Genomic DNA, 17,120 nt, shown 5'->3' on the forward strand with positions numbered 1-17,120 from the left:
ACGCACGCCCACCCGCGCACAGCCCCCGGACCCGCGCGTTCATCCCTGCACGCACGGCACCGCGTGAGCCCGCAGGCCCGCGCGCCGGACACAGGACCGCTTGAGCCAGCAGGTCCGCTCGAGCCAGCAGGCCCGACCCGTGATACGCAAGTCCGGCGCGCGAGCGGATCGCGCGCGGACCTCGCACGTGCCGCATTGACATTGCAGTTGTCGCGGGGTTCACGTCGTGCAACCCCGCATCTACAGCAACCGCGACGGGCGGCTTCCCGTCGCGGGCGCTGGGTCCAGGCGGCCGGCGGCTGGTGACCAGACGACGTGGAGGTCGATGGTCCCCAGGCTGGGGCCGGATGTGGGGACGGGCGTGGCTGGATGAGACGATGGTCAACGGTCGGATGACGAGGAGACGCAGGACATGAGCAGCGACGAGCGCGGGACGCGTTCGGCGGACGAGGGCGATCGCCGCGGCGGTGGCGTCGGGCGCTACGGCAACCGGAACGGTGCACGCCCCGCGGGCGGGGCACGGCCGGCGCGCGCTCCGCGGGTGGCGGGGCAGCGTGGACGAGGGCAGGCCGAGGACGGTGGCCGTAGCGGCGGTGCGCGCGGCGGGTACGCGGGTTCGCGGGCCGTGGGCGGGGGCCCCGACGCTCAGCGCGGGCGCGGCGGGTACGAGCGTGGCGGGCGTCCGTCGGGCGACGGCAGCGCGGGGCGCGGGTCGTGGGGCGGATCCGACCAGGGCGGTCGATCGGGTCGCGGGGCTCAGGGTGACCGCGGCAGCCGTTCGAGCGAGGGCTACCGGGACTCGTCGCGTGGTGGGTACCGGGGTGAGTCGTCGCGTGGTGCGGGTGACTCGTCGCGTGGTGGGTACCGAGGTGAGCGGGCCGGTGCGGGCCGTGACCGTGGCGATCGCGCCGACGGGTTCGCGGGGGAGCGCTCCTCGCGACCGGGTGGCGGGTTCACACGCGACCGCGCGCGGGACGGCTCAGGTCGGGACGACCGCGGTGGCGCGCGTCGGCCGTCCGGGACGGGTGAGGGGCGCGGGGCCGGCACCGGCTGGGGAGGTCCTCGCCGTGATGCGCGCGGCTCGCGCGACGAGGCACGAGGCGGGTACCGGGACGGCGCGGGGCGTGACGGCTCGCGCCGGGACAGCTCAGGCGCGTCCGGTGGGTTCCGGCGCGATGGGGACGACCGGCGGGGCGGCGGTGCCCGTGAGGGCGGGTTCCGCAGCGGTGCCCGTGCCGGGAGCGATCGTGGCGACGTCCGTCGTGGCTCCGAGAGCGGCGACCGGCCGCGTGGCACCTGGCAGGAGCGCGGGCGGCGACGGGACCAGGACGGCTCCGCCCCGGGCGGCGGCCGGGCGCGCAACGACGGCGCGCGGGGTGGTCGTCCCGGTGGGTTCGGTCGTGACGAGGGTGCTCGGCGTGACGAGCGCGGTGGTCGGTCCGGGTTCGGTGACGCCCGGGGTGGCGCGCGGGGTGGTCGTCCCGGTGGGTTCGGTCGTGACGAGGGTGCTCGGCGTGACGAGCGCGGTGGCCGGCCCGGGTTCGCTGACCCTCGAGGTGGTGCGCGGGGTGACCGGGTCGGGGGCCGGGACGACCGCGGTGGACCGCGGGAGGGTCGTCGCGGGTTCGACGGCGAGCGTCGGGGCCCGGGGGGTTCGGACGAGCGGCGGCCTCTGCGTCGTGGACCGCACCGCGGGGACGACCAGCGGGACACCCGACCGCCCCAGTCCGTCCGGGTGTACGGCCCGGACATCCCGGACGACGTGGAGTTCAGCCAGCTCGACCGCGAGGTCCGGGCGCGGCTGCGGACCCTGAGCAAGGACAACGCGTTCGTCGTCGGGCGTCACCTCGTCATGACCGGGCGGCTGCTCGACGTCGACCCGGAGCTCGCGTACGAGCACGCCCAGGCCGCGGTGCGGCACGGCGGCCGGGTGGACGTGGTGCGGGAGGCCGCCGGTCTGGCGGCGTACCGGACCGGGCGCTTCGCCGAGGCGCTGCGGGAGCTGCGCACGGTCCGGCGCCTGAACGGGTCGTCGGAGCACCTCGCCGTGATGGCCGACTGCGAGCGCGGCCTGGGGAGGCCCGAGCGTGCGATCGCCCTCGCGGCCGAACCCGAGGCGGAGCAGCTCGACGTGCAGGGCCGGGTGGAGCTGGCGATGGTGGTCAGCGGGGCACGGCTCGACATGGGCGACCCCGACGCGGCCCTCGCGGCCCTGTCGGGGATCGCGACGGGGACGGTGCGGACGGTCCTGGGCGCCCGGGTCGTCCAGGCGCGGGCCGAGGCGCTCCGGGCAGCCGGCCGCGCCGCGGAGGCCGACGCCGCCGAGGCCGCGGTCCCCGCGGCGCTGATGGCGCAGGTCGCGGACCCCGAGCCGGACGAGGACGTCGTCGTGTTCGACCTCGAGGAGGACGACGAGGCCGAGGGCGGCACCGACCAGTCTGCGGTCGGGGTCGAGCCGGACCAGTCTGCGGTCGGGGTCGAGCCGGACCAGTCTGCGGTCGGGGTCGAGCCGGACCAGTCTGCGGTCGGGGTCGAGCCGGACCGGCCCGCCGGGGCCGCCGACGCGGCGACCCCCGAGCCCGACACGGAGGACGAGTGACCGACGCACGCCTGCTCGGCAGCGACATCCCGCTGGCCGAGCGCTACGACCTGGCCCTCGTCGACCTGGACGGCGTCGCGTACCGGGGGCACGAGCCCATCGACGGGGCGTCGGCCGGGCTCGCCGGTGCGCGCGCCGCGGGCATGCGCCTGGTGTTCGTGACGAACAACGCGTCGCGGGAGCCGGAGTCCGTGGCCGAGCAGCTCACGTCCCTGGACATCCCGACGCGGCCGGACGAGGTGATGACGGCGGCGCAGGCCGCGGCGGCGTTGCTGGCCACCCGGCTGGAGCGTGGCGCCACGGTCCTCGTGGTGGGCGGCGCGGGCCTGCTGACCGCGGTGCGGGAGGCGGGCTTCACGGTCGTGACGTCCGCGGAGGACCGGCCCGACGCCGTGGTGCAGGGCTTCGCGCCCGAGCTCGGCTGGGCCCAGCTGGCGGAGGCGGCGTACGCCGTGGCCGGCGGCGCCTGGTTCGTGGCGAGCAACCTCGACAAGAGCCTGCCGACCGCCCGCGGGTTCGCGCCCGGCAACGGCGCGCTCGTGGGCGCGGTCACGGCGGCCACCGGCGTCGTCCCGGACAGCGCGGGCAAGCCGGCGTCGACCATGTACGAGATGGCGGTCGAGCGCGCCGGTGCCCGCGCGGCCCTGGTGGTCGGCGACCGCCTCGACACCGACCTCGCGGGCGCCCGGTCGGGCGGGTTCGACGGGCTGCACGTGCTGACGGGCGTCAGCACGGCGCGGGACGACGTGCTCGCGCCCGCGGGGCTGCGTCCCCACTTCATCGCGGCGGACCTCGGCGGGCTCCTGGTCCCGCACCCCGCGCCGGTTCCCGGCGGCGAGGGGTGGTGGACCTGCGGCGAGGCCGCGGCGCGCGTGGTGGACGGCCGGCTCGACCTCGGGTCGTCGCCCGCGGGCATCGACCTGGTGCGGGCGGCGTGCGCGGCGGCGTGGGAGTCGGCCGACGACGGGCGGGCGGTCGACCCGGGCTCCGTCCCGGAGCTGCGTGTCGGTCCGGGGCAGGCGGCCGGCGTCGGAGCAGGCCGGTAGCCTGACGGAGGCGGGGGCAGGTCAGCACCGGTGGATGGAGAGTGGGACTCGTGGAGCCGACGGGCGACCAGGTGGTGGACGAGGCGCTGTCGCGCCTGACCGACGTCACCGGGCTGGGGCTGCGTGAGCAGCTCGCCGTCTTCGACGCCGTCCACGCCGCCCTCCGGGACCGCCTCGCCGACGCGGAGGGCTGAGGCGCGTGGCGACGCGTGTCGACGCCGCGCTGGTGCGCGACGGGCTCGCCCGGTCGCGCCGGCACGCGGCCGAGCTGATCGCCGCCGGCCGCGTGGTCGTGGACGGAGCCGCCGTCCGCAGGCCCGCGCAGCCGCTCGCGGACGGTCAGCGGCCGGAGGTCGTCGGTGACAGGACGCCGGACGACGACTGGGCGTCGCGCGGTGCGCACAAGCTGCTGGGGGCGCTCACCGCCTTCGAGGTGGACGTCACCGGTCGCGACTGCCTGGACGCGGGCGCCAGCACCGGCGGGTTCACCGACGTGCTGCTGCGCGGGGGAGCGCGCCGGGTGGTCGCGGTGGACGTCGGGCACGGGCAGCTCGTGGACCGGCTGCGCGCGGACCCGCGGGTGGAGGCCCGCGAGGGCGTCAACGTCCGGTACCTCGCCCCGGGCGACGTCGAGCCGGCGCCGGGGCTCGTGGTGGGCGACCTCTCGTTCATCTCGCTCCGGCTGGTGCTCCCCGGCCTGGTGGCGGTCGGGGCGCCGGACGCCGACCTCATCCTGCTGGTCAAGCCGCAGTTCGAGGTCGGGAGGGAGCGGCTCGGCGCCGGTGGCGTGGTGCGGTCGCCCGGGCAGCGCGCGCAGGCGGTGCTCGACGTCGCCGCCGCGGCGGGCGACCTCGGTCTCGCGGTGCTCGGCGTGGCCCGCAGCCCGCTGCCCGGCCCGAGCGGCAACGTGGAGTACTTCCTGCACCTGCGGCGGGGCCCGGCGGGCCTCGTGGGCGACCGCCTGGCCGCGCGGGTGCACGAGGTCGTGGACGACGGAGAGGGTGCAGGGGCATGAGCAGCAGGAGGGTCCTGGTCGTCACGCACAGCGGGCGGCCCGAGGCGGTGACGGCGACCGAGGAGGCCGCCGCCGCGCTGTCGGCGGCCGGGTTCACGCCCGTCCTCGCCGGGGAGGACGTCCCCGGGATGGCGTTCCACGACATCGAGCTCGCGATGATCCTCGGCGGCGACGGGACGATCCTGCGCGCGGCGGAGCTCGCACGCGGAGCCGGCGTGCCGCTGCTCGGGATCAACCTCGGCCACGTCGGGTTCCTCGCGGAGAGCGAGCGGGACGACATCAAGGAGGCCGTGCGCCGCATCGCGGCGGGGGACTACACGGTCGAGGAGCGGACCACCCTGCAGGTGCAGGTGCAGGTCCCCGGCCGGGCGGACCCGCTGACGTCGTGGGCGCTGAACGAGGCCGCGCTGGAGAAGGCCGAGCCGGCGCGCATGGTCGAGGTGGTCATCGAGGTCGACGACCGGCCGCTGTCGACGTTCGGGTGCGACGGCGTGGTGCTCGCGACGTCCACCGGGTCCACCGCGCACGCGTTCTCCGCCGGGGGCCCGGTGGTGTGGCCGGAGGTCGACAGCCTCATCGTCGTCCCGCTGTCCGCGCACGCCCTGTTCGCGCGCCCGCTCGTCGTGGGCCCGCGCAGCGTCGTCGCCGTCGAGGTGCTGACGCGCTCCCCGTCGCCCGCGGTGCTGGTGTGCGACGGGCGCCGCCGCATCGACGTCCCGGCGGGCTCGCGCGTGGAGGTCCGCCGGTCGCCCGTGCCGGTGCGGCTGGCGCGTCTCACGCCGGCGCCGTTCACGGACCGCCTGGTCAACAAGTTCGCGCTGCCGGTCGCCGGCTGGCGGGGCCGCGCGCACGAGCGCGGCCCGCACGAGCACGGCCCGCTCCGGCACGACGCCGGCCCCCGGCCCGAGGACGCGCTCCGGGCGGACGGGGCACCACCGGACGCGCCGACCCGCTCCGGCGACGGCGACCTGACCGGCTCTCCCGGTGCGCCTGGTTCTCCCGGTGCGCCCGGCACCCGCGGCGCGGACGGGAGCTGACCGGTGTTCGAGGAGATCTCCATCAGCGACCTCGGCGTGATCACCGGCGCCCAGGTGCGGCTGCACCCGGGGCTGACCGTGCTGTCCGGCGAGACCGGCGCCGGCAAGACGATGGTGCTCACCGGTCTCGACCTGCTGCTGGGCGGCAAGGCCGACCCCGCGACCGTCCGCACCGGAGCTGCGCAGGCGGTCGTCGAGGGCCGGGTCCTCGTCGCGGCGGGGTCGCCGGTGCTGGCGCGCGCGCAGGAGGCGGGCGCCGCGCTCGACGACGACGGCGGGCTCGTGCTCGTGCGCACCGTGACGGCGCCGACGGAGGACGCCCCGGGCCGGTCCCGCGCGCACCTCGGCGGCCGGTCCGTGCCGCAGGCCGTGCTGGGGGAGCTCGCGGAGCACCTCGTGACCGTGCACGGCCAGCAGGACCAGGCGCGCCTGCGGTCGCCCGCGCACCAGCGGGAGGCGCTCGACGCGTTCGCCGGCGCGGCCCACCAGGAGCTTCTCGGCCGGTACCGCGAGGCGTGGGCGGAGCGCGCCCGGCTGCAGGCCACGATCGACGACCTGACGGCGCGGCGCCAGGACCTCGCACGGGAGGCGGAGCTGCTGCGGCTCGGGCTGGCGGAGGTGGAGCGCGTCGACCCGCAGCCGGGGGAGGACGTCCAGCTCGCGGCGGAGATCGAGCGGCTGGAGCACGCGGAGGACCTGCGCGCGGCCGCGTCCGGGGCCCATGCCGCGCTGGTGGGCGACGACGACGCGGTGGACGACGCCGCCACGGCGGCCGGGGCCGTCGAGCACGCACGCCGGCTGCTGGACGGCGCGGGCGCGCACGACGGCCGCCTCGCCGAGCTGCGCGACCGGGTGGCCGAGGCGGGGTACCTCCTGGCGGATGCCGCCACGGAGCTGTCGTCGTACCTCCAGGACCTGCAGGCCGACCCGCTGCGCCTCGACACGGCGCAGGCGCGCCGCGCGGAGCTCGCGTCCCTCACGCGGTCCTACGGCGAGGACGTCGAGGCGGTGCTGCGCTGGGCGGACGAGGGCGGCCGGCGGCTGCTCGAGATCGGTGACGGCGACGAGCGCGTCACGGCGCTCGCCGGGCAGCGCGACGCCCTCGACGCCCGTCTGGCCGACCTGGCCCGCCGCGTCGGGGAGGCCCGCCGGGAGGCCGGTGCGCGGCTGGCCGAGACCGTGTCCGCGGAGCTCGCCGGCCTCGCGATGGCCGGTGCGTCCCTCGAGGTGCGGGTCGAGCCTGCGTCCGAGCTGGGTCCGCACGGTGGAGATGTCGTGGAGATGCTCCTGGTCGCGCACGCCGGTGCGCCCGCGCGCCCGCTGGGCCGGGGGGCCTCCGGGGGCGAGCTCTCGCGCGTGATGCTCGCGCTCGAGGTGGCGCTCGCCACGTCGCCCGACCAGGGCGAGCACCGGCCGGGGACGTTCGTCTTCGACGAGGTCGACGCGGGCGTCGGGGGCCGCGCGGCGACGGAGGTCGGCCGCCGCCTGGCCGCTCTGGCGCGGAACTCCCAGGTCCTGGTCGTCACGCACCTCGCGCAGGTCGCCGCCTTCGCGGACCGCCACCTGGTCGTGACGAAGTCCCGCGACGGTGCCGTGACCGCCTCCGACGTGCGCGAGGTCACGGGCGAGGACCGGGTCCGCGAGCTCGCGCGCATGCTGTCCGGCCAGGAGGACTCCGACGCGGCGCGTGCGCACGCAGCGGAGCTTCTGGAGCAGGGAAGCGTGGCACGATGAACACCGATGAAACTCCTGCCCTCGCGTAGACGCTCCGCCGCGCCCCCCGGGGGCGAGCTCGTCGGCCCGGCCCGGGTCGACCCCCGCACGAAGTCGCTGACCAAGCGGCTGCGGCCCGGGGAGATCGCGGTGATCGACCACGTCGACATCGACCGGGTCTCGGCCGAGGCGCTCGTCGCCTGCCAGCCCGCGGCGGTGCTGAACGCCGCCCGCTCGACGTCGGGCCGCTACCCGAACCTCGGCCCGGACATCCTGGTGTCCGCGGGCATCCCGCTGGTCGACGACCTCGGCCCGGACGTCATGACGCTGCGCGAGGGACGCTCGCTGCGCATCACCGGCGGCGCGGTGCACGACGGCGACCGGCTCGTGGCGGAGGGCGTCGTGCAGACCCCCGAGACCGTCGCGGCCGACCAGGCCGCCGCGCGCGAGGGCCTGTCGGTGCAGCTCGAGTCGTTCGCGGCGAACACGATGGACTACCTGCGGCGCGAGCGGGACCTGCTGCTCGACGGCGTCGGCGTGCCCGACATCGCGACCGTCATCGACGGCCGGCAGGTGCTCATCGTCGTGCGCGGGTACCACTACAAGGAGGACCTGGTCACGCTGCGCCCGTACATCCGCGAGTACCGCCCGGTGCTCATCGGGGTGGACGGCGGCGCGGACGCGATCCTCGAGGCCGGCTGGACGCCCGACATGATCGTCGGGGACATGGACTCCGTCTCCGACCGGGCGCTGCGCTGCGGCGCGGAGATCGTCGTGCACGCCTACCGGGACGGCCGCGCGCCGGGCCTCGCACGCGTGGACCAGCTCGGCGTGCCGCACATCGTCTTCCCGGCGACGGGCACCAGCGAGGACGTCGCCATGCTGCTGGCGGACGACAAGGGCGCCGAGCTCATCGTCGCCGTCGGCACGCACGCCACGCTGGTCGAGTTCCTCGACAAGGGTCGCTCCGGCATGGCCAGCACCTTCCTCACGCGGCTGCGCGTGGGCGGCAAGCTCGTCGACGCCAAGGGCGTGTCCCGGCTGTACCGCAACCGGATCTCCAACCTCCAGCTCACGCTGCTGGTGCTCGCCGGCCTGCTGGCGCTCGGCGTCGCGCTGGCCTCGACCACCGCGGGCCAGACCCTCATCGGGCTGACCGGCGCCCGCTGGGACGACTTCGTGTCGTGGCTCGGGTCGCTGTTCGGCGGCGCACCGTGACGCCGGCCCGACGCGCCCGGGCCGAGCACGTCCCGCCCCGCCGCGCGACCCCCGGCCCCGCCGACCGTCCCGCCCGTGCCCGCCTCGTGCCGGCACCCGACCGAGAGCGCTCCCTGTGATCGACTTCCGCTACCACCTCGTCTCCCTGATCTCGGTGTTCCTGGCGCTGGCCGTCGGCATCGCGCTCGGGGCCGGACCCCTCAAGGAGACGATCGGCGACACGCTCACCGGCCAGGTCGACCAGCTCCGCGCCGAGAAGGACGCGCTGCGGGCCGAGCTCGACGACGCGGGCACCGACCTGGCCGCCGCCGACGCCTGGGTGCGCGCCGCGGGCGCCGAGCTGGTCGACGGCACGCTCGACGACCGCCGGGTGGCCGTCGTCGCGCTCGGCGCGGTGGACGGCGACGCGCTCGCGGCGGTCGAGGACCAGCTCACCGACGCCGGCGCCACCGTGAGCGCGGACGTCACGCTCAACCCGGCGTGGACGTCGACGGACCTGCGCCAGTTCCGCTCCGCGCTGGTCGGCAACATCGAGGCGTACCTCGACCCGCAGCCCGACGACGACGCGACGCCGGACACCGCGCTCGCGGAGGCGCTGCTCCAGGGCCTCACGGGGGCCGACCCGGCGCAGCCCGACGAGCTGAGCACCGACGCGGCGACGCTCCTGGAGCTGCTGAGCTCGGGCGACGACCCGCTGGTCGCCTTCGGCGCCGACGTGACGACCCCCGCGGACGCCGTCGTGCTCGTCGCACCGACGGTCGTGCCCGCGGAGGCGGAGGCCGCTGCGGGCGGCGACGCCGACGAGCTCCAGGCCGCGCTCGACTCGCAGATCGCCCTGGCCCGGGTCGCGCAGACCCGGTCCGAGGGCGCCGTCGTGGTCGACGGACCGCTCGCCGAGGGCACGCTGGTGCAAGCGATCCTCGCCGACGAGGACGCGTCCCGGGCGATCACGACCGTCTCGGACGCCGACACCGCGACCGGGCAGGTCTCCGTGCCGCTCGCCCTCAACGCGCGCATCGGCGGCTCCGGCGGTCACTACGGCCACGGGGAGGACATGACGACGCTCCCCGAGACGACGGTGCTGCCGCCGGTGGACCGCACGCCCGTCGCGTCCGGGTCGGACGACGCGTCCGACGACACCACCGGGGACGGCGCCGACGACGCGGGCGGCCAGGGGTGAGCGTCGCGCGCCGGCTCACGGCGGCAGCGGTCGCGCGGGTCACGACCACGTTGGTGCGCGGCGTGCTCGACGACGACCCGCCGGGCGGCGCCCGGACCTGGGAGCGCACGAACCACCGGGGCGAGCCCGTCAGCCTGCTGGGCGGGCCGGCGGTCGCCGCGGGCGTGCTCGCCGGCGGCGTCGTCGGTGCGCCGTCGGTCCGCGACGGCGCGGCGCTGGCGGTGGCGACCACCGCGGCGACCGCGTTCGGCCTCGTCGACGACCTCACGGAGGACCGTGACGGCACGGTCCGCAAGGGCCTCAAGGGGCACCTGGGTGCGCTCGCGCGCGGCGAGGTGACGACCGGCGGGCTGAAGGTGCTGGGGATCGGCGCGGGCGCGCTGGTCGCCGCGGCGCTGAGCAGGCCGCACGACGCCCCGGTCGCCGGCCGCGGGCGCGCGGTGCTGACCCGGCTCGTCGACGTCGCGGTGGACGGCGCCCTCGTGGCCGCCAGCGCGAACCTCGTCAACCTGCTCGACCTGCGACCGGGCCGCGCGCTCAAGGCCGCCGGGCTCGCCGCCGCCCCGGCGGGCGTGCTCGGGGGCCGCGGCGGCGCGACCGCCGCAGCGGTCCTGGGCTCGGTCGTCGCGGAGCTCCCGGACGACCTGGCCGAGCGCGACATGCTCGGCGACTCCGGGGCGAACGCCGTCGGCGCCGCCCTCGGCGTGGTCGCGGTCCAGCAGTGCCCGCGCCCGGTGCGCGTCGCGCTGCTGGCCGGTGTGCTGGCGCTGACGGTGGCCTCGGAGCGGATCAGCTTCACGCAGGTCATCGCGCGCACCCCGGTGCTGCGGGAGATCGACGCCTGGGGTCGACGTCCGGCGCACGTGCCGGGACCCGCCCGGACGTCGCCCGGCGCCCCGGAGACGGACGGGGTGCCCGGGCGGTGAACCGGCGGGGCGTCCTGTCGGGTCTGGCGGGCGCGGCGGCCCTGATCTCGGTCGTGACCGTCGTCAGCCGCCTGCTGGGCTTCGCGCGGACGCTGGCCTTCACCGGCAACGTCGGCATCACCGCGGCGGGCGACGCCTACGCGTGGGCGAACACCCTGCCGAACGTGCTGTTCGAGGTCGCGGCCGGTGGTGCCCTCGCCGGCGCCCTGATCCCGGTGCTCGCGGCGCCGCTGGCCCGGGGGATGCGGGACGACGTGTCGCGCATCGCCTCGGCCATGCTCGGCTGGACGCTGGGCGGCCTGACGCTGCTCGCCGCGGTGCTGGCGCTGGCGGCCGAGCCGATCGCGCTGCTCGCGACGACGCGGTCGGACGCCGGCCACGACCTCGTGGTGTTCTTCCTGCGGGTGTTCGCCGTGCAGCTGCCGCTGTACGGGCTCGCCGTGGTGCTGTCCGGGGTCCTGCAGGCGCAGCGCCGGTTCTTCTGGCCCGCGTTCGCCCCCGTGCTGTCGAGCCTCGTGGTGATCGCGACCTACCTCGGCTACGGGGCCGCGCTGCGGCACGCCCAGGTCGACGCCGCGTCGAGCGACGTCGGGGTCCTGCCGGCCGGTGCGACCGCGCTGCTGGCGTGGGGCACGACCGCGGGCGTCCTCGCCATGGGCCTGCCCATGCTGGTGCCCGTGCACCGCTCCGGCGTCCGGCTGCGCCCGACGCTGCGGTTCCCCGACGGAGTCGCCGCGCGGGCGCGCGGGCTCGCGCTCGCGGGCGTCGGCGGCCTCGTGGCGCAGCAGGTGGCCGTGCTGGTGACGACGCTGTGGATGGCGCGCCGGTTCGGCGGTGACGGCACCCTGGTGGCGTACCAGCAGGTCGTCCAGGCGGTGTACCTGCTGCCGTACGCGGTGCTCGCCGTCCCGCTGGCGACGAGCACGTTCCCGCGGCTCGCCGAACGCGCGGCCCGGCCGGGGCGCGAGGGGTACGCACCGCTCGCCGCCGTGACCACCCGGGCGGTGCTGGTCGCGGGGGCGGTCGGCGCGGCGGTGCTCGCCGCGGCCGCGCCGGCCGTCGCGCGGGCGTTCGTGGCGATCGGCACGGGCGACGAGCGCCTCATCACGTCGGTGGGTGTCGCGCTGACGCTCATCGCCCCCGGGCTGCTCGGGCTCGGGCTGATCTTCCACGTGTCGCGCGCGCTGTACGCGCTGGAGCGGGGACGGCTCGCGGTGCTCGCGGTCAGCAGCGGCTGGGCCGCGGTGGTCGTGGCGTCGTGGGTCGCGTGCGTCGTGCTGGTGCCCGGCGCGCAGGACGGCCCGGCCACCCTGCGGGCGCTCTCGCTCGGCAACACCGTCGGCATGGTCGTCGCGGGGGCCGTGCTGCTGCTGGCGCTGCGCGCCGCGGCGGGCCGGAACGCGATCTCGGGGGCCGCCCGCACGGTCGCGGTGCTCGTGGTCGGCGGAGCGGCCGGCGCGACGGCGGGCCGCTGGACCGTGGACGCGGTGCAGCGGTTCACCGACGGCCTGGGCGGGGCCGTGGCGGCCGCGGCGGGCGGCGGGGCGCTCGCGGCCTCGGTGGTGGTCGGGGCGGTGTGGCTGCTCGACCGGTCGACGGTGACCGGGCTGCTGCGGCGCCGCGCGACGCCGTCCGTGGCGCACGCGGGCGGCGCGCGGGACCGGGCCGCGGCGGTGCCGGGGCAGGCGGGCGTCGCGGGCGGGACGGGCGCGGGCGGTGCGGCCGCAGGAGCGAAGGAGGCCGTCGGCACCGCCGGCACCGCCGACGCCGCGGGGACGGACGCCGGCGCCGCCGGCCGGGACGAGCAGGAGGCCGGGCGGTGACCGGACAGCGGGTGCTGCAGGTGCTGGGGTCGAGCGCGGGCGGTGTCGCCCGGCACGTCGCCCAGGTGGCCGCCGCGCTGTCCGACGCGGGGGACCGGGTCGTCGTGGCCGGCCCCTCGGGGTTGGCGGGGGTCGTCGCCCCGGCGGACGGCGGGGCGCGGTTCGTGCCCGTCGAGATCGCGGACCGCCCGCACGCCTCCGACCTGCGCGCGCTCGCCCGCCTGGCGCGCCTGTCCCGCGACGCGGACGCGGTGCACGCCCACGGGCTGCGCGCGGGTGCGCTGACGGTGCTGGCGGTGCGCTCCCGGCCGGGGCGCCGGCCGCGCGTCGTCGTCACCCTGCACAACCTGCCCGTCGGCGGCCGCGCGGTCCGGGCGGTGTCGGCGGTGCTCGGGCGGGTGGTCGCCCGCGGCGCCGACGTGGTGCTCGGCGTCTCGGGCGACCTCGTGGCGCTGACCCGGGCGCAGGGTGCCCGGTCGGCCGAGCGCGCCCTCGTCCCGGCGCCGGCCCGCCCGGCGCCGTCGCGCGGGGCCGCGCAGACACGTGCGGACCTGGGCCTCGCGAGCACCGACGAGCTGGTCGTCACGGTCGCCCGGCTGGCGCCGCAGAAGGGCCTGGACACCCTCGTGCGCGCCGCGGCCGCGGCCGCCCGGACCCGCCCGGCGCTGCGCTGGGTGGTCGCGGGGGACGGTCCGCTGCATGACGAGGTGGAGGCCGCGGCCCGTGCGGCCGGCGCGCCCGTGACGCTGCTCGGGCGGCGCGAGGACGTCGCCGACCTGGTGGCCGCGGCGGACGTGGTCGCGTCCACGGCGGTGTGGGAGGGGCAGCCGATCGCCGTGCAGGAGGCGCTGGCGCTCGGCGCGGCGCTCGTGGCCACGGACGCCGGCGGCACGCGCGAGGTGACGGGCGACGCCGCGGTGCTGGTGCCCGTCGGCGACGCGGAGGCGCTCGGCGCGGCGGTGGCGGGCGTGCTCGCGGACGCCTCCCGCCGCGACGCGCTGCGGGAGGCCGCTCGCACCCGGGCCGCCGGGCTCCCGCGGCTGCCGGACGTGCTGGCGCAGCTCGAGGCGCACTACCGGGGCTGAGCCGGTCCGAGGCGAGCGGCACGTCGGTCGCCGACGGCGTGTCACCGGCGTCACCCGGCGCGTCGGCCCGCCGGCCGCTCGCGTCGGGTACAGTGGAAGCCCGTGGCAGAGCGCGCAAATCGACTCTCCGGGCGGTCGGACTCCACGACCCGGCACATCTTCGTCACGGGAGGCGTCGCCTCCTCACTGGGCAAGGGCCTGACCGCCTCCAGCCTGGGACGACTTCTCCGCTCCCGCGGTCTGCGGGTCACGATGCAGAAGCTCGACCCGTACCTCAACGTCGACCCCGGGACGATGAACCCGTTCCAGCACGGCGAGGTCTTCGTCACCGAGGACGGCGCCGAGACGGACCTCGACGTCGGGCACTACGAGCGGTTCCTCGACGTCGACCTCGTCGGGTCGGCGAACGTCACGACCGGCCAGGTCTACTCGCACGTGATCGCGAAGGAGCGGCGCGGCGAGTACCTCGGCGACACGGTCCAGGTGATCCCGCACATCACCGACGAGATCAAGACGCGCATGCGGTCGCAGGCCGCCGACGACGTCGACATCATCATCACCGAGATCGGCGGCACCGTCGGCGACATCGAGTCGCAGCCGTTCCTCGAGGCCGCCCGGCAGGTGCGCCACGAGCTCGGCCGCGACAACGTGTTCTTCCTGCACGTCTCGCTGGTGCCGTACATCGGCCCGTCGGGCGAGCTGAAGACCAAGCCGACGCAGCACTCCGTGGCCGCGCTGCGCAGCATCGGCATCCAGCCGGACGCCATCGTGCTGCGCTCCGACCGCGAGGTGCCGCAGTCGATCAAGGCGAAGATCGCGCTCATGTGCGACGTCGACACGCAGGGCGTCATCTCCTGCAAGGACGCGCCGAGCATCTACGACATCCCGCGCGTCATCCACGCCGAGGGCCTCGACGCGTACGTGGTGCAGCGGCTCGGCCTGCAGTTCCGCGACGTGGACTGGAGCGGGTGGGACGACCTGCTGGAGCGCGTGCACCAGCCGGCCCACCACGTCGAGATCGCGCTGGTCGGCAAGTACATCGACCTGCCCGACGCGTACCTGTCGGTGACCGAGGCGCTGCGCGCCGGAGGGTTCCACCACGACGCGAAGGTGCGGATCCGCTGGGTCACCTCCGACGACTGCCAGACGCCCGACGGGGCGCAGCGCGCGCTGTCCGGCGTGGACGCGGTGCTCATCCCCGGCGGCTTCGGCGTGCGGGGCATCGAGGGCAAGCTCGGCGCCCTGCGGTGGTCGCGCGAGAACCGGGTGCCGACGCTCGGCATCTGCCTGGGCCTGCAGACCATGGTCATCGAGTACGCGCGCAACGTGCTGGGCCTGCCCGGGGCGTCGTCGTCGGAGTTCGACGCGGACCCGGCCGACCCGGTGGTCGCGACCATGGCGGAGCAGCTCGCGATCGTGGGCGGCGAGGGCGACCTCGGCGGCACGATGCGCCTCGGCTCGTACGAGGCCGTGCTCACCGAGGGGTCCGTCGTGGCGGAGGCGTACGGCACGACCCGTGTCACCGAGCGGCACCGCCACCGGTACGAGGTCAACAACGCGTACCGCGACAAGCTCGAGGAGGCCGGCCTGGTCATCTCCGGGGTGTCGCCGGACTCGTCGCTGGTGGAGTTCGTCGAGCTGCCGCGCGACGTGCACCCGTACTACGTGTCGACGCAGGCGCACCCGGAGTTCAAGTCCCGGCCCACCCGCGCGCACCCGCTGTTCTCGGGCCTGGTGGCCGCCGCCCTGGCCGCGCAGCAGGCGGCCCCGGCCGGGCGCCGCGCCACGGTCGAGGCGTGACGGTCGCCGACGCGACGAGCGGGGGGCCGGCCGACCGGCCGGCCCCCCGCCCCGTCCTGGAGCACACGGACCTGCACCACGGCAAGATCTGGGACCTGGTGTCCGAGACCGTGGACCTCGGGGAGTCGCAGGTGGTCCGCGAGTTCGTCGACCACCCCGGTGCCGTCGCGGTGATCGCGCTCGACGAGGACGACCGCGTGCTGCTCCTGCGGCAGTACCGGCACCCGGTGCGGGCCGAGCTCTGGGAGCCGCCGGCCGGCCTGCGGGACGTCGACGGGGAACCGCCGCACGTGACCGCCGCCCGCGAGCTCGCCGAGGAGGCCGACCTGCGGGCCGGCTCGTGGCACGAGCTCACGGAGTTCGCCACCTCCCCGGGCGGGTCCACCGAGCGGATCGTCGTGTACCTGGCCCGCGACCTGTCGGAGGTGCCCGAGGCCGAGCGGTTCGCCCGCGAGGACGAGGAGGCGGGCATGGTCCCGCTGTGGCTGCCGCTCGACGACGCGGTCACGGCCGTGCTCGAGGGTCGGCTGCACAGCCCGAGCGCGGCGGTCGGCGTCCTGGCGGCTGCCGCGTCGCGCGACCGGGGCTGGAGCACGCTGCGCCCCGTGTGACCTGGGTGTTCACCCTTCGCCCGATCGGTGGACGTCGAGCCTGACAGGTCAGGGAGAGCCGGGGAGCGCCGATGACACGGGTGTGCCCGACGCCAGCCCCCCGCCGCCCTCGCCGGCCGGGGTCGTCCTGGCCGGGACGCACGCGGCGGTGGTGCTCGGCCTGTGCGCCGTGCTGTGCCTGGCGGGCGCCGTCTGGCCGCCGTCGCCGCTGACGCGGGTCGGGTACTGGTACGCCGGCGGGGCGGTGCTGGCCGTCGCGACGGTCGCCGCGGTCGTCTGGCGGCACCACCCGCGCACGCCGCTGGTGGCCGTGCTGCTCGGGATCGCCGTCGGGGCGGCGATGGTCGCCGTCTGCCGCACCGCAGCCGGGGTGGTGACGACGTCGCTCGGCCTGGTCGTCGCCGGGCAGGCCGCCGCGCTGCTCGGCAGCCGGCGGCTGGCGCGTGGCCTGCTGCTGCTCGTCGTCGTCACGCTCGCCGGGGCGATGGTCGCGGCCCCGGTGCCGTTCCGCCCGGCGAGCTGGGTCGTGCTGGCCGTGATGACGGTCGTGACGAGCGAGCTGGTGACGTACCTGCTGTCGCGGCTGCGGGAGCTCGCCACGACGGACGACCTGACCGGGGTCCTGACCCGCGCGGCGTTCGACGAGCGCGCCGCCGCCGTGGTGGCGCGGACCACCCGCGACGGCCGGCCGGTGAGCCTGGTGTGCCTCGACGTCGACGACTTCAAGGAGGTCAACGACACCCAGGGGCACCAGGCGGGCGACGACGTCCTGGTGCGGCTCGTCGACGCCTGGCGGGGCACGCTCGGACGGCACGACGTCATCGGCAGGCGGGGCGGCGACGAGTTCGCGGTGGTGCTGGCCGGGCGCACCGCGGAGGACGCCGAGGTGTGGGCGCTGCAGGCCGACGCGGTGCGGGCGCCGGGGGACCCGACGTGGAGCCACGGCGTCGCCCAGGCGCGCCGGGACGAGCCCGTCCGCGAGGTGCTCGCCCGCGCGGACGCCGCCCTGTACGCGCGCAAGGGCGACCGCATGGCGGAGGGCCTCGCCTGACCGCCGGCCCCGCCAC

Annotated in this window: 14 protein-coding genes; all 14 read left to right on the plus strand. The window is 77.1% G+C overall.

Annotated elements, in window-relative coordinates; translation table 11 throughout:
• Window positions 1-1,735: 1,735 nt before the first annotated feature.
• Entirely contained in the window at window positions 1,736-2,599 is an 864-nt protein-coding gene (locus tag P9841_RS00005) for a hypothetical protein (protein ID WP_283320098.1), read from the plus strand.
• Window positions 2,596-3,645 (plus strand): HAD-IIA family hydrolase, encoded by a 1,050-nt coding sequence (locus P9841_RS00010; RefSeq protein ID WP_283320099.1) that lies wholly within the window; start codon window positions 2,596-2,598, stop codon window positions 3,643-3,645. Before P9841_RS00005 ends, P9841_RS00010 begins: the two co-directional genes overlap by 4 nt.
• A 50-nt stretch (window positions 3,646-3,695) precedes the next feature.
• Window positions 3,696-3,839, plus strand: a complete 144-nt coding sequence (locus tag P9841_RS00015) for a hypothetical protein (RefSeq protein ID WP_283320100.1) — start codon at window positions 3,696-3,698, stop codon at window positions 3,837-3,839.
• Between the two features lie 5 nt (window positions 3,840-3,844).
• The gene (locus P9841_RS00020) at window positions 3,845-4,660 is read left to right on the plus strand and encodes a TlyA family RNA methyltransferase (protein WP_283320101.1); all 816 of its coding nucleotides are present in this window, start codon (window positions 3,845-3,847) and stop codon (window positions 4,658-4,660) included.
• Complete coding sequence (locus P9841_RS00025) at window positions 4,657-5,697, plus strand: NAD kinase (protein ID WP_283320102.1); 1,041 nt, start codon at window positions 4,657-4,659, stop codon at window positions 5,695-5,697. The genes P9841_RS00020 and P9841_RS00025 overlap by 4 nt, the downstream gene beginning before the upstream one ends.
• Before the next feature lie 3 nt (window positions 5,698-5,700).
• Window positions 5,701-7,431, plus strand: coding sequence for a DNA repair protein RecN (recN, locus tag P9841_RS00030; RefSeq protein ID WP_283320103.1), 1,731 nt, complete (start codon window positions 5,701-5,703; stop codon window positions 7,429-7,431).
• 6 nt (window positions 7,432-7,437) lie between these two features.
• The gene (steA, locus tag P9841_RS00035) at window positions 7,438-8,628 is read left to right on the plus strand and encodes a putative cytokinetic ring protein SteA (protein WP_283320104.1); all 1,191 of its coding nucleotides are present in this window, start codon (window positions 7,438-7,440) and stop codon (window positions 8,626-8,628) included.
• 115 nt (window positions 8,629-8,743) lie between these two features.
• Window positions 8,744-9,808: a copper transporter gene (locus tag P9841_RS00040; protein WP_283320105.1), complete on the plus strand. Its 1,065-nt coding sequence runs from the start codon at window positions 8,744-8,746 to the stop codon at window positions 9,806-9,808.
• A complete protein-coding gene (locus P9841_RS00045; RefSeq protein ID WP_283320106.1) occupies window positions 9,805-10,734 on the plus strand; it encodes a hypothetical protein in 930 nt (309 codons plus the stop codon). Before P9841_RS00040 ends, P9841_RS00045 begins: the two co-directional genes overlap by 4 nt.
• Window positions 10,731-12,557, plus strand: coding sequence for a murein biosynthesis integral membrane protein MurJ (gene murJ / locus P9841_RS00050; RefSeq protein WP_283320107.1), 1,827 nt, complete (start codon window positions 10,731-10,733; stop codon window positions 12,555-12,557). Before P9841_RS00045 ends, murJ begins: the two co-directional genes overlap by 4 nt.
• Complete coding sequence (locus tag P9841_RS00055) at window positions 12,554-13,642, plus strand: glycosyltransferase family 4 protein (RefSeq protein ID WP_283320108.1); 1,089 nt, start codon at window positions 12,554-12,556, stop codon at window positions 13,640-13,642. The genes murJ and P9841_RS00055 overlap by 4 nt, the downstream gene beginning before the upstream one ends.
• 102 nt (window positions 13,643-13,744) lie before the next feature.
• On the plus strand, window positions 13,745-15,442 hold the full coding sequence (pyrG, locus tag P9841_RS00060; protein ID WP_283320109.1) for a CTP synthase: 1,698 nt from the start codon (window positions 13,745-13,747) through the stop codon (window positions 15,440-15,442).
• A complete protein-coding gene (locus P9841_RS00065) occupies window positions 15,439-16,053 on the plus strand; it encodes an NUDIX domain-containing protein (RefSeq protein WP_283320110.1) in 615 nt (204 codons plus the stop codon). The genes pyrG and P9841_RS00065 overlap by 4 nt, the downstream gene beginning before the upstream one ends.
• An 82-nt stretch (window positions 16,054-16,135) precedes the next feature.
• A complete protein-coding gene (locus P9841_RS00070) occupies window positions 16,136-17,104 on the plus strand; it encodes a GGDEF domain-containing protein (protein WP_283320111.1) in 969 nt (322 codons plus the stop codon).
• Window positions 17,105-17,120 lie beyond the last annotated feature (16 nt).

Origin of the sequence: Cellulomonas sp. ES6 (assembly GCF_030053835.1) — a bacterium.
Lineage (GTDB): Bacteria > Actinomycetota > Actinomycetes > Actinomycetales > Cellulomonadaceae > Cellulomonas.